The 13,191-nt window shown below is 38.7% G+C and carries 10 protein-coding genes, 2 rRNA genes and 1 other annotated feature (2 of these 13 cut by a window edge); all 12 genes read right to left on the bottom strand.

The genetic code is table 11. From position 1 onward, the window contains the following. Positions 1–24: a binding site (T-box leader), on the bottom strand (it extends 225 nt beyond the left edge of the window). Between the two features lie 47 nt (positions 25–71). Next, complete coding sequence (gene gltX, locus BTOYO_RS14010) at positions 72–1,529, bottom strand: glutamate--tRNA ligase (RefSeq protein ID WP_000415161.1); 1,458 nt, start codon at positions 1,527–1,529, stop codon at positions 72–74. An 89-nt stretch (positions 1,530–1,618) separates the two neighbouring features. Further along, positions 1,619–2,095, bottom strand: a complete 477-nt coding sequence (gene ispF, locus BTOYO_RS14005; protein WP_000488383.1) for a 2-C-methyl-D-erythritol 2,4-cyclodiphosphate synthase — start codon at positions 2,093–2,095, stop codon at positions 1,619–1,621. A gap of 116 nt (positions 2,096–2,211) precedes the next feature. Continuing rightward, entirely contained in the window at positions 2,212–2,892 is a 681-nt protein-coding gene (ispD, locus tag BTOYO_RS14000; protein WP_000288306.1) for a 2-C-methyl-D-erythritol 4-phosphate cytidylyltransferase, read from the bottom strand. Between the two features lie 16 nt (positions 2,893–2,908). Next, on the bottom strand, positions 2,909–4,012 hold the full coding sequence (locus BTOYO_RS13995) for a PIN/TRAM domain-containing protein (RefSeq protein ID WP_000919680.1): 1,104 nt from the start codon (positions 4,010–4,012) through the stop codon (positions 2,909–2,911). Positions 4,013–4,172: 160 nt separating this feature from the next. Then, positions 4,173–5,246, bottom strand: a complete 1,074-nt coding sequence (disA, locus tag BTOYO_RS13990) for a DNA integrity scanning diadenylate cyclase DisA (RefSeq protein ID WP_000392164.1) — start codon at positions 5,244–5,246, stop codon at positions 4,173–4,175. A 3-nt stretch (positions 5,247–5,249) separates the two neighbouring features. Further along, positions 5,250–6,626: a DNA repair protein RadA gene (gene radA, locus BTOYO_RS13985; RefSeq protein ID WP_001085199.1), complete on the bottom strand. Its 1,377-nt coding sequence runs from the start codon at positions 6,624–6,626 to the stop codon at positions 5,250–5,252. Between the two features lie 95 nt (positions 6,627–6,721). Next, entirely contained in the window at positions 6,722–9,157 is a 2,436-nt protein-coding gene (gene clpC / locus BTOYO_RS13980; protein ID WP_000971171.1) for an ATP-dependent protease ATP-binding subunit ClpC, read from the bottom strand. A 22-nt stretch (positions 9,158–9,179) separates the two neighbouring features. Continuing rightward, a complete protein-coding gene (locus BTOYO_RS13975; RefSeq protein WP_000050835.1) occupies positions 9,180–10,244 on the bottom strand; it encodes a protein-arginine kinase McsB in 1,065 nt (354 codons plus the stop codon). Between the two features lie 4 nt (positions 10,245–10,248). Further along, a complete protein-coding gene (locus BTOYO_RS13970) occupies positions 10,249–10,797 on the bottom strand; it encodes a protein-arginine kinase activator protein McsA (RefSeq protein WP_000128388.1) in 549 nt (182 codons plus the stop codon). Positions 10,798–10,967: 170 nt separating this feature from the next. Further along, the gene (gene ctsR / locus BTOYO_RS13965) at positions 10,968–11,429 is read right to left on the bottom strand and encodes a transcriptional regulator CtsR (protein ID WP_001244560.1); all 462 of its coding nucleotides are present in this window, start codon (positions 11,427–11,429) and stop codon (positions 10,968–10,970) included. 208 nt (positions 11,430–11,637) lie between these two features. Then, positions 11,638–11,753: ribosomal RNA gene (rrf, locus tag BTOYO_RS13960) — 5S ribosomal RNA — on the bottom strand. A 49-nt stretch (positions 11,754–11,802) separates the two neighbouring features. Continuing rightward, positions 11,803–13,191, bottom strand: a 23S ribosomal RNA gene (locus tag BTOYO_RS13955); it runs 1,533 nt beyond the window's last position.

Here is a 13,191-nt window from a genome sequence, read left to right as displayed (position 1 = left end):
ACTTCTCCTTCTCGTCGCTTTTCCTTATTAGATTTTAAGTATACTTATTATATTTCTAAACCTAGAAAATGTTAACCAATTACTTTTTGAAGACGATTTAAAACTTTTTCTTTCCCAAGAAGTGCAATCGCATTAGGAAGCTCTGGACCATGTGTTTGACCAGTAGTAGCAACACGGATTGGCATAAATAAGTTTTTACCTTTATGCCCTGTTTCCTTTTGAACTGCTTTAATAGCTGCCTTAATCGCTGCAGGCTCCATCGCTTCTAGAACTTCTATTTGACCAGCAAATGCACGAAGTACTTCAGGTACCTGTTCACCATTTAACACTTCTTGCCCTTCTTCTTCATAATCAACATGATCTTTAAAGAACATTTCAGAAAGCTCTACGATTTCAGCTCCGAAACTCATTTGGTCATGATATAAAGCAATTACATCACGAATCCAAGCTTGTTCTTGTTCACTTAAAGTTTCGCCCACACGTCCAGCTTTCACTAAATGCGGTAAACTTAACTCTACAACCGTATCTAAATCTTGCTTTTTCATATACTGGTTGTTCATCCATTTTAATTTTTGAGAATCAAATAATGCAGGTGATTTTGATAAACGAGCTGCATCGAACATTTTGATGAACTCATCTTTAGAGAAGATTTCTTCTTCTCCTACCGGCGACCAACCTAGTAGTGCAATAAAGTTAAAGATTGCTTCTGGAAGATATCCTAGCTCTTTATATTGCTCAATAAATTGAATAATAGATTCATCACGTTTACTTAACTTTTTACGGCTTTCGTTAACAATTAGGGTCATATGACCGAATTGTGGGATGTCCCAACCGAAAGCTTCATATATCATCATTTGTTTTGGCGTATTTGAAATATGATCATCGCCACGAAGCACATGTGTAATCTCCATTAAGTGATCATCTACTGCTACCGCAAAGTTATAAGTTGGAATTCCATCTTTTTTCACGATAACAAAATCACCGAAATCATTTGAATGGAATGCGACTTCATCTTTTACGATGTCTTTGAATGTGTAATCACGATCAGCTGGTACACGGAAACGAATACTTGGAATACGTCCCTCAGCTTCAAATTCTTTCATTTGTTCTTCAGTTAAATCACGATGGTTACCTGCATAACGAGGTGTTTCACCACGAGAAATTTGTCCTTCACGCTCTGCTTCCAGCTCTTCTTCTGTCATATAACATTTGTAAGCTAAACCACGCTCTAATAAATCTAGATATAATTTTTTATAAATATCTAAACGCTCTGTTTGACGATATGGTCCGAATTCACCACCAACATCAACACCTTCATCCCAGTCCATACCGAGCCATTTCAAGTATTTTAATTGGCTTTCTTCTCCACCTGCAACATTACGTTTTACATCAGTATCTTCAATACGAATAATAAACTTACCATCTTGATGACGAGCAAATAAATAATTAAATAATGCCGTACGCGCATTTCCGATATGTAAGTGTCCTGTTGGACTTGGCGCATAGCGCACTCTCACTTGCTTTTCCATAATTGGTACACCTTCCATTCTTAATGTCAACACATTCTATAATTGTACAACAAAAAAATGTGATTATCCATCTTACGAATTAAAAACCATTATTTTTTCTGTAATAATACCACTGCTTGAGAAGCAATTCCTTCTTCTCTACCTGTAAATCCTAATTTTTCTGTTGTTGTTGCCTTTACATTAATGTTATCTATAGACGTTTCTAACAGTTCACTAATACGTTTACGCATACTTTCAATATGCGGTGCCATTTTTGGCTTTTGAGCAATAATTGTACAATCTAGATTTCCTAGCTCGTAACCTTGTTCGCGTACAAATCCCCAAACCTTTTGTAGTAATATAGCTGAATCTGCATCTTTAAAGGCAGGATCAGTATCAGGAAAATGCTTTCCAATATCTCCTGCTGCAATTGCTCCTAGACATGCGTCAGCAATCGTATGTAACAATACATCCGCATCTGAGTGACCGATTAATCCCTTCTCATGAGGAATTGTAATTCCGCCAATAATTAACGGTCTACCTTCCGCAAATTCATGTACATCAAAACCTTGTCCAATTCGAAACATTCTTTACATCCTCCTTGAGCTAAACCACTGAGCTTTATGACTCTATATTATATCGATATCCTTACAAAGAAAAGCCCGGCTATTGCCGAGCTTTCCTTTGTTATACACCATCACGGCTATTTTTTCTGAACATGAAGGAAACTTTCAGCAATTAGTAAATCCTCTGGAGTCGTCACTTTAATATTATAGTAACTCCCCTCTACTACACCTACTTGCTTACCAATGCGTTCTACGAGACTTGCATCATCTGTACCAAGAAAACAGCTCTGTTTTGCACTTCTATGAGCTTCTAACAAAAGCGAAACAGAGAACCCTTGCGGTGTTTGTACAGCCTTAAGCTGAGATCGTTCTACCGTTTCGACAACAACATCTTGCTCTACTTTCTTCACTGTATCCTTTACTGGCACTGCACAAATGGAAGCCCCATATTTTTCTGCTGCTGTTAATACATCTTGAATCACTTTATTCGTTACGAATGGGCGCGCTCCGTCATGCACAAGAACGTATTCCACATCACTTGCATGCTGAATCGCGTTATATACACTATCTTGTCTTTCAGCCCCACCTTGAATAAATTGCACCTGTTTTTCAATCGGATACTTCTGCATTAATTCTTCAAAATACGGGCGTTCCTCTTCGTTAATTGCCATAACAATACTTTTGCACGCCTTATCTCTTTCAAAAGCACGTAATGTATGCACGATAATCGGTACTTCATTTATAAGTAAGAACAACTTATTTTTGCCAGCACCCATCCGCTTTCCTTGACCGGCTGCCGGAATAATTAATGTATACATATTAATAATCCTCTACCTATAATGCTTTTTCTAATAATTTACGTTTTGCGAAAATCATACGACCAGCCGATGTTTGTAATACGCTAGTAACTAGTACATTAAGTTGCGAACCTACATACTCTCTACCATCTTCTACTACAATCATCGTACCATCATCTAAGTACGCAACACCTTGGTTTTGCTCTTTACCATCTTTCACAACATAAACACTTAATTCTTCGCCAGGGAGTACAACTGGTTTAATTGCATTAGCTAAATCATTAATGTTTAACACCGTTACTCCTTGTAATTCAGAAACTTTATTTAAGTTAAAATCATTTGTTACTACAGTTCCACCGGTGATTTTAGCTAACTTTACAAGTTTGCTATCCACCTCTTGGATATCCTCGAAATCGCCTTCATAAATTTCTACCGGAATCGGCATCTCTTTTTGAATACGATTTAAAATGTCTAGTCCTCTGCGACCACGATTACGCTTTAAAGCATCGGAGGAGTCGGCAATATGCTGAAGCTCTTCTAATACGAATTGTGGAATTACAATTGTTCCTTCTAAAAACTTCGTTTGGCAAATATCAGCAATACGTCCATCAATAATTACACTCGTATCGAGAATTTTCCAATGAGCCGTAGATTTTTCTACCTCTATCTCTTCGTTCTCACTATTGTTTTTCTTCTTACCTCCGCGTTGGGGTAATGTAAATAATCCTAGCAATTCATTCCTCTTTTTAAATCCTACTTGGAATCCTAAATATCCAAGTAAAAGAGTAAAGAACACTTGCAATACTGTGCTAATAACCGGAATTGTAAATTCACGAATTGGTATTAAAATTAAATATGCAACAATGAGACCAGAGATTAAACCTAATGTACCAAATAAAACATCTGCTACAGGCGCCTTTACAAGAGCCTCTTCAATATGCTTAATAAGTTGAACAATATAATCTACAAGCCAAAATGTTGTTAAAAATAAAATAATTGCACCAATAATTGCACGAACATACGATCCTTCCAATAAAGGAACAGCACCGATGTCTAATACATTAATAACTTTTGGGATTAAGTAAATCCCTAACGCTCCCCCAATTACTAGAAAGAAGAGCTGTACGATCCGTTTTAACATCCAACCACCTCCTACTCATTATTAACCATTGTTTCGCTAATCAAAACGCCGAATGCAAAAGCGGACGTGTTTTTTTATAAATAGTTTTATTTACCAATATATCATATCATATACCAAAAATGTTCTAGTGTCGTTATATTATGGAATCAATGTAATATTCTTAATTGTGTCTACTCATATAGAGATGCTCTTGAATTCTTTTTAAGCCTTCTCGTATTTTCTTCGCCCTTACTTCTCCAATTCCTTCCACATCATCCAATTCATGAATAGTCGCGCGACAAACACCTTGCAACGTTTTGAATCGATTAATTAAATTTTCAATGATAAGTGGCGGAACACGAGAGATTTTGCTTGTGATTCGATATCCCCTTGGCGTCACACTTTCTTCTAAACTCGTTTGCCCTGGGTAGCCAAGTAATTTTACTAAATCACTATCCTCTAAAAGTTGTGTATTTGCAAGGTCCTGCAACTTTTTCAAAATTTGATGATGGTCTTGTGTTTTTTCTTGGTGATAATCTTTGATTAATAATGCTGCCTCTGCCTCTAAATCAGCTAGTAGTTCTGTAAGTTGTAAACGGATTAACCTACCTTCTGTTCCTAGCTCATGAATATAGCTCAATATTTCATTTTTAATACGCAGTACCATTTCAACACTATGTAAAACGTGAACGACCTCGGACATTGTAACGACCTCTTCAAATTCTAGAATGCCCAAATTCGTAATACCATCATTCCATACAGCCTTATATTTTTCTAACGTTTGAATAGCCTGATTTGCCTTTGTTAAAATAACCCCTATATCTTTTAGTGTATAACGTAAGTTCCCTTGATATAGCGTAATTACGTTACGTCTTTGTGAAATAGCTACAACAAGGCTACCAGTCTGCTTCGCTACACGTTCTGCTGTTCGGTGACGCATGCCTGTTTCAATAGAATCAATAGATGCCTCTGGAACTAACTGTGCATTTGCTATTAAAATTTTACTTCCCGTTTCATTTAAAATAAGTGCCCCGTCCATTTTTGCTAATTCATATAAACTAGCAGGAGAGAATGCACAATTAATGTGAAAACCGCCATCAACAATACTTTTAATCTGCTCATTATATCCAAGAACAATTAGTCCCCCTGTTTGTGCGCGAAGTACATTATCTATCCCTTCGCGCAGTGGTGTCCCTGGGGCCACGAGCTGTAAAATATTAATCATACTTTTGACACGTTGCTTATTTTCTTCCATAGCCTAGCCTCCTAATGTCAAACGAAGCGCTTCTCCTAAATTAGAAACACCTACAACCTCAATCCCATCTGGAATTGTCCATCCTCCTAAGTTTTTTCTAGGAATAATAACACGTTGAAATCCTAATTTAGCCGCTTCTTGTACACGTTGTTCGATTCTTGATACTCTTCTTATTTCTCCAGTTAATCCTACTTCTCCTATTACTGCATCGGTTGGTGCCGTAGATTTATCCCTAAAACTTGAGGCTATACTTAAAGCCACCGCTAAATCAATTGCCGGTTCATCTAATTTCAAACCACCAGCTACTTTTAAATATGCATCTTGATTTTGCAATAGTAAGCCTGTTCTTTTTTCTAATACTGCCATAATAAGCGAAACACGGTTATGATCAATTCCCGTCGCCATTCTTCGAGGATTTCCAAAACTAGTAGGGGAGATTAAAGCTTGTATTTCTACTAAAACCGGTCTTGTTCCTTCCATTGAAGCAACTACTGTTGACCCTGCAACACCAACCGGCCTTTCCTCAAGGAAGATTTCAGAAGGATTTAAAACTTCCGCAAGACCAAGCTCTTTCATTTCAAAGATACCCATTTCATTCGTGGAACCAAAACGGTTCTTCACAGCTCGTAAAATACGATACGTATGGTGTCGATCTCCCTCAAAGTAGAGAACTGCATCGACCATATGTTCTAACATACGAGGTCCTGCAATTGCTCCTTCTTTTGTCACATGCCCGACGATGAAAATAGGGATTCCTTTTGTTTTTGCAAGTTTCATTAATTCCGCTGTACATTCACGTACTTGTGCCACACTTCCTGGCGCTGACGTCACTTCAGGTAAATGTATCGTTTGAATAGAATCAATAACAACAAAAGCTGGATTCATTTCTTCAATATGTGCTGCAATACGCTGCAAGTCTGTCTCTGCTACAACAAATAGATTGCTACCCTTTACATGCAAACGATCTGCACGAAGTTTAATCTGCTTTGCCGACTCCTCACCCGATATGTATAATACATCATATGAAGAATCTGCTAATTGCGATGAAATCTGTAATAGTAATGTTGATTTTCCAATCCCAGGGTCTCCACCAATAAGTACTAAGGACCCATCTACAATTCCGCCACCAAGCACACGGTTAAACTCTTGAAATTCCGTTTCAATACGTGCCTCAGACTTTGTTTCTACTTCAGTAAGACGTCTTGGTTTTGTTACTTCCGTTTGAATTGCATTCGCGTAATTAAGGCGCCTTGATGATACAACTGGTTCCATCTCTTCAACAAGTGTATTCCATTGACCACATCCGGGACATTTACCCATATATTTCGGTGACTGATAACCACATTCTTGACATATAAATTTCGTTTTCTTTTTAGCCATACCTTTTTATAGTTCACTTCACTTTCGTCTATAAACGTTTATCCTTCTCGTACAAGAAAGAGGGCTATCGCGTAGCCCTCTTTGTTTGTCTATACTTATTTTACCTTTTCCGCACTATGAATGACAAATGATTCTCCTTCTACATCAAAGATAACTTTTTGTCCTTTCTCAATAGCACCTTTTAAAAGTTCTTCAGATAGTCTATCTTCTACATGCTTCTGAATTGCCCTACGAAGCGGACGAGCACCGTACTCACGATCAAATCCTTTATCAGCAATAGCAGAAATTGCCCCTTCTGTTAATTGCAATTCGATTTCTTGTTCTTTTAAGCGATTCACTAACTGATTTACCATAAGAGTTACAATTTCTTGAATATGTTTTTTCTCAAGCATATGGAATACGATAATTTCATCGATACGGTTTAAGAATTCTGGACGAAATGCTTTTTTCAGTTCGTCCATTACTTTACCTTTCATATCCGAATAATCGCGGCTCTCATCTTGTACGTTAAATCCAAGATACTTATTACGTTTTAATGCATCTGCCCCAACGTTAGATGTCATAATAACAATTGTATTACGGAAATCTACTGTACGTCCTTTAGAATCGGTTAAACGACCATCTTCTAATACTTGTAGTAAAATATTAAACACATCCGGATGAGCTTTCTCTACCTCATCTAATAAGACAACTGAATATGGCTTGCGACGAACTTTCTCTGTTAATTGTCCACCTTCTTCATATCCAACATATCCTGGAGGAGAACCAACTAAACGGGAAGTAGAATGCTTCTCCATGTACTCTGACATATCGATGCGAATCATTGCATCTTCATCACCGAACATAGATTCTGCTAGTGCTCTTGCAAGTTCTGTTTTACCTACACCTGTTGGCCCTAAGAAAATAAATGAACCAATTGGGCGCTTCGGATCTTTTAATCCTGCTCTCGCACGACGAACAGCTTTTGCTACAGCTACTACCGCTTCATCTTGACCAATTAAACGATCATGAAGAATGGATTCTAAGTTTAATAATTTATCAGTCTCTGTTTGTGCAAGTTTAGAAACTGGGATACGCGTCCATGTAGAAACGACATTTGCAATATCTTCTACCGTAACCTCTGAATTTTCTTTTCCTTGTTGCTCTTTCCATTGACGTTTTGTATCTTCTAACTTCTCTCGTAAGCGTTGTTCCATATCACGTAAAGATGCAGCCTTTTCAAATTCTTGACTTTGTACAGCCGCATCTTTTTCTTTTCGAATCTCCTCAAGCTTCACTTCAAGCTCTTTTAAGTTTGGTGGTGTTGTATAAGAACGTAAGCGAACTTTTGAAGCAGCTTCATCAATTAAATCAATTGCTTTATCCGGTAAAAAGCGATCTGTAATATAACGATCTGAAAGTTTTACTGCTGCATCAATAGCGTCATCTGTAATAGATACACGGTGATGCGCCTCATAACGGTCACGTAAACCTTTCAAGATTTGAATCGATTCTTCTAAACTTGGCTCATCAACATGAATTGGTTGAAAACGTCTTTCTAAAGCCGCGTCTTTTTCAATATATTTGCGATACTCATCTAAAGTTGTCGCCCCAATACATTGCAACTCTCCTCGTGCTAAAGATGGTTTTAAAATATTCGATGCATCGATTGCACCTTCTGCTCCACCTGCACCAATTAATGTATGAAGCTCATCAATAAATAGAATAATATTGCCTGCTTGGCGAATTTCATCCATCACTTTCTTTAAACGGTCTTCAAATTCACCGCGATATTTCGTTCCAGCTACTACTGTACCCATGTCTAGTGTCATAACACGCTTATCTCTTAAAGTTTCAGGAACTTCATTATTTACAATTTGCTGTGCTAATCCTTCTGCAATTGCCGTTTTACCTACACCAGGCTCACCGATTAATACTGGGTTGTTTTTCGTTCTACGGCTTAACACCTCAATTACACGTTGAATTTCTTTACCACGTCCAATAACAGGGTCTAAGCGATTTTCACGTGCAACAACTGTTAAGTCCCTTGCTAAACTGTCAAGTGTCGGTGTATTTGCATTTGTTGCTGAACCACCTTGATGACCTGAACTAGCTTCATTACTTCCAAGAAGTTGTAACACTTGTTGTCTCGCTTTATTTAAACTTACACCTAAATTATTTAAAACACGTGCCGCTACACCTTCACCTTCACGGATTAAACCGAGTAAAATGTGTTCTGTTCCAACGTAAGAATGGCCTAGCTTACGCGCTTCATCCATAGATAATTCAATAACCTTTTTAGCACGAGGTGTATAATGTACAGTTTGAGAAGCTTCTGTTCCACGCCCAATTAACGCTTCTACTTCTTTTTGAACTTTCTCTGGACTTAATCCAAGAGCAATTAACGCTTTTGCTGCAATTCCTTCACCTTCGCGTACAAGCCCAAGTAAAATATGTTCTGTTCCAATATTATTATGCCCAATACGAATTGCTTCCTCTTGAGATAAAGCTAATACTTTCTGTGCTCTTTCTGTAAATCTTCCAAACATCATAGAAATCGCCTCCTACTTGCGCTTAGTTTTTTTCAATACGTAATCGCTCACGGATTAAGGTTGATCTTCGATAATCTCTTTCTTCTGGCCCTAAAGGTCCTCCCGCGTATTGTTGTAAAATGCCCGGTTGAGTAAGAACCATTAACTCCGTCAAAATATTTCTCGATATACCTTTTATATATCCTAGATCAATACCAAGTCGTACATCTGATAAGCAATTAGCAGCTTCTGCAGATTGAATTAAACGACTGTTTGCTAGTATGCCGTAAGAACGATAAACCTTATCTTCAAGTTCAATACTTGAATTTTGTACAATTAATTCTCTAGCCATTTTTTCTTGCTGTATAATTTGTTGAATGACACCTTTTAAATCTGCAATAATATCTTCTTCAGACTTTCCTAGCGTCATTTGATTTGACACTTGAAATATATTACCTAACGCTTCGCTACCTTCACCGTATATTCCTCTTACTACTAACCCTAATTTTTGAATTACTTGTATAATACGGCTAATTCTTTTTGTTAAAACCAGTCCCGGTAAATGAATCATCACAGAAGCTCTTAACCCTGTGCCAACATTAGTAGGACAGCTTGTAATATATCCAAGTGATTCATCAAAAGCGTATTCAACTTCTTTCTCAATCCAATTATCTATTTGATTGGCGCTTTGAAGCGCCTCTGATAACTGTAATCCTGAAAATAGGCACTGAATCCGAATATGGTCTTCTTCATTAAGCATAACACTAATATGTTCACTTTCTGATAGTAGACATGCTCCATATTCTGTCCCTGCAAGATTTGGACTAATTAAATGCTTTTCGACTAAAACTCTCCTTTGAAGAGGGGTTAATTCATTCATCTTTAATAGTCCAAACTCCCCAAAGGACCCTACTGCTTTATTTATAAATTTCTTTTTAAATAATTCATGAATCTGTTTAGCTTCTTCTTCGTTTTGCATAGTAGAAAATTGATATTGTTTAAAATTACGAGCCAAACGAATTCGACTACTTAAAACAATATCAGAATCAGGGCCATCCCCCTTCATCCATGGACTAATCGCTTCATTCATAATTTTGTCCAGTGACATAGAACTATTCCCCCTCTCTATGCTCACTAAGATGTATTTCAAGACCTCGAATCTTATCTCTTACCTCTGCAGCTTTCTCAAATTCCTCTTTCTGTACGCATTGTTTCAGAATGAGTTTTAGTTCATCTAATTCTTTCTTTAAGTGGATATTTCCTTCTATACGTTCCGGAATTTTTCCACAATGATCTGTATGCCCACCATGAAGACGTTTTAATAGTGGCTTTAAATGCTCCTTAAATGTATCGTAGCAAGAAGAACAGCCAAAACGTCCCACTTTTGTAAATTGTTCATATGTCATCTTACAATCTGGGCATCTTACTATATTTGCATTTGAAAATCCATTTTTTCCTTCTTCAAACATTGTTGATTCACCGTGTAATAAACCAGCAAATAAATCATGAAATGAAAAGTTAGACTGCGATGATTGAAAGAAAGACGTATAGCCACTTTGCTCTGCACATTGCTCACAAAGATGAACTTCCGCCTTCTTCTCGTTAATTACTTTTGTATAATGTAAAGTCGCTGGTCTTATATTACAGTTTTGACAAGTCATCACTATCCCCACCTTTACAACAGGAACGCTCTATCTCATGATACTTTTCATACATTACTAGATTGTTCGCTTTCCTGAATCCGTTTAAATAAAAGTGCATGTTCTTTTTCAAAACTTCTACAACATTTAATTGCTTTATCTTAGTCATCATTCTTTTACAAAAGCTATATTTATTTATATTTCAGTGTTCTTAACATTGCGCATAATATTCGAGCCCTAAGTTCATCTCGAGAAGGAACATCCATTGATAATACAGAACGATCTATTACGCTTAACATCAGTTTCGCTTCACGATTTGTTATGATTCCCTCTTCTATTAAACGTATAATCATGCTTTCTGCATTCCCTTGCGCAACACTATGATCAATCATATGAAGCATTTGATCAATAATGTCTATATCGTCATGCAGTTTGACTTTTATAATGCGAATGTAACCTCCTCCACCACGTTTACTTTCTACTACAAATCCTCTTTCTAACGTAAAACGGGTATTGATTACATAATTGATTTGAGATGGTACGCACTCGAACCGATCCGCAATCTCATTTCTCTTAATTTCAATCACATTATTATTGCTTAAGTCAATAACTTGCTTTAGATATTGCTCAATGATATCAGATATATTTCTCATTTATCCGCCACCTTTATTGACTTTGACTATCTTTGACTTTAATTATATACGTATTAATAAAATTTGCAACTCTTTTGCTTATTCACTATCCTAGCCACATTCTCCTGTATTTAATCAAAATATTAATACTTTAAACACATTTTTTTATTACTATGGATTATAAAATAAAACACGAAAAAACACGAGTCATTTGACTCGTGTTTTAGTTGCTTGGCGACGTCCTACTCTCACAGGGACAAGGTCCCAACTACCATCGGCGCTAGAGAGCTTAACTTCCGTGTTCGGTATGGGAACGGGTGTGACCTCTCTGCCATCATCACCAAACTATGAAGGCATATTCCTTCAAAACTAGATAACATTTGCTACATATTATATGGTTAAGTCCTCGATCTATTAGTATTCGTCAGCTCCACATGTCACCATGCTTCCACCTCGAACCTATCAACCTGATCATCTTTCAGGGATCTTACTAGCTTACGCTATGGGAAATCTCATCTTGAGGGGGGCTTCATGCTTAGATGCTTTCAGCACTTATCCCTTCCGCACATAGCTACCCAGCTATGCCCTTGGCAGAACAACTGGTACACCAGCGGTGCGTCCATCCCGGTCCTCTCGTACTAAGGACAGCTCCTCTCAAATTTCCTACGCCCACGACGGATAGGGACCGAACTGTCTCACGACGTTCTGAACCCAGCTCGCGTACCGCTTTAATGGGCGAACAGCCCAACCCTTGGGACCGACTACAGCCCCAGGATGCGATGAGCCGACATCGAGGTGCCAAACCTCCCCGTCGATGTGGACTCTTGGGGGAGATAAGCCTGTTATCCCCGGGGTAGCTTTTATCCGTTGAGCGATGGCCCTTCCATGCGGAACCACCGGATCACTAAGCCCGACTTTCGTCCCTGCTCGACTTGTAGGTCTCGCAGTCAAGCTCCCTTATGCCTTTGCACTCTACGAATGATTTCCAACCATTCTGAGGGAACCTTTGGGCGCCTCCGTTACACTTTAGGAGGCGACCGCCCCAGTCAAACTGCCCACCTGACACTGTCTCCCGGGTCGATAAGACCCGTAGGTTAGAATTTCAATACAGTCAGGGCGGTATCCCACCAGCGCCTCCACCGAAGCTAGCGCTCCGGTTTCAATGGCTCCCGCCTATCCTGTACAAACTGTACCAAAATTCAATATCAGGCTACAGTAAAGCTCCACGGGGTCTTTCCGTCCTGTCGCGGGTAACCTGCATCTTCACAGGTACTATAATTTCACCGAGTCTCTGGTTGAGACAGTGCCCAAATCGTTACACCTTTCGTGCGGGTCGGAACTTACCCGACAAGGAATTTCGCTACCTTAGGACCGTTATAGTTACGGCCGCCGTTTACTGGGGCTTCAGTTCAGAGCTTCGCTTACGCTAACCCCTCTCCTTAACCTTCCAGCACCGGGCAGGTGTCAGCCCCTATACTTCGCCTTACGGCTTCGCAGAGACCTGTGTTTTTGCTAAACAGTCGCTTGGGCCTATTCACTGCGGCTTTCCGTTAAGAAAGCACCCCTTCTCCCGAAGTTACGGGGTCATTTTGCCGAGTTCCTTAACCAGAGTTCTCTCGCACACCTTAGGATTCTCTCCTCGCCTACCTGTGTCGGTTTGCGGTACAGGCACCTTTTATCTCGCTAGAAGCTTTTCTTGGCAGCGGGGAATCAAAGACTTCGCTCCATAAGGAGCTTCCCCATCACAGCTCAGCCTTCACGATAAGCGGATTTGCCTACTTAT

The organism is Bacillus toyonensis BCT-7112, assembly GCF_000496285.1.
Lineage (GTDB): Bacteria > Bacillota > Bacilli > Bacillales > Bacillaceae_G > Bacillus_A > Bacillus_A toyonensis.
This window is presented reverse-complemented; position numbering and strand designations above follow the sequence as displayed.

Coding starts and splice junctions, on each gene's coding strand:
- gltX (WP_000415161.1), bottom strand. CDS start 1,529: ATGGAAAAGCAAGTGAGAGTGCGCTATGCGCCAAGTCCAACAGGACAC.
- ispF (WP_000488383.1), bottom strand. CDS start 2,095: ATGTTTCGAATTGGACAAGGTTTTGATGTACATGAATTTGCGGAAGGT.
- ispD (WP_000288306.1), bottom strand. CDS start 2,892: ATGTATACATTAATTATTCCGGCAGCCGGTCAAGGAAAGCGGATGGGT.
- BTOYO_RS13995 (WP_000919680.1), bottom strand. CDS start 4,012: ATGTTAAAACGGATCGTACAGCTCTTCTTTCTAGTAATTGGGGGAGCG.
- disA (WP_000392164.1), bottom strand. CDS start 5,246: ATGGAAGAAAATAAGCAACGTGTCAAAAGTATGATTAATATTTTACAG.
- radA (WP_001085199.1), bottom strand. CDS start 6,626: ATGGCTAAAAAGAAAACGAAATTTATATGTCAAGAATGTGGTTATCAG.
- clpC (WP_000971171.1), bottom strand. CDS start 9,157: ATGATGTTTGGAAGATTTACAGAAAGAGCACAGAAAGTATTAGCTTTA.
- BTOYO_RS13975 (WP_000050835.1), bottom strand. CDS start 10,244: ATGTCACTGGACAAAATTATGAATGAAGCGATTAGTCCATGGATGAAG.
- BTOYO_RS13970 (WP_000128388.1), bottom strand. CDS start 10,797: ATGACTTGTCAAAACTGTAATATAAGACCAGCGACTTTACATTATACA.
- ctsR (WP_001244560.1), bottom strand. CDS start 11,429: ATGAGAAATATATCTGATATCATTGAGCAATATCTAAAGCAAGTTATT.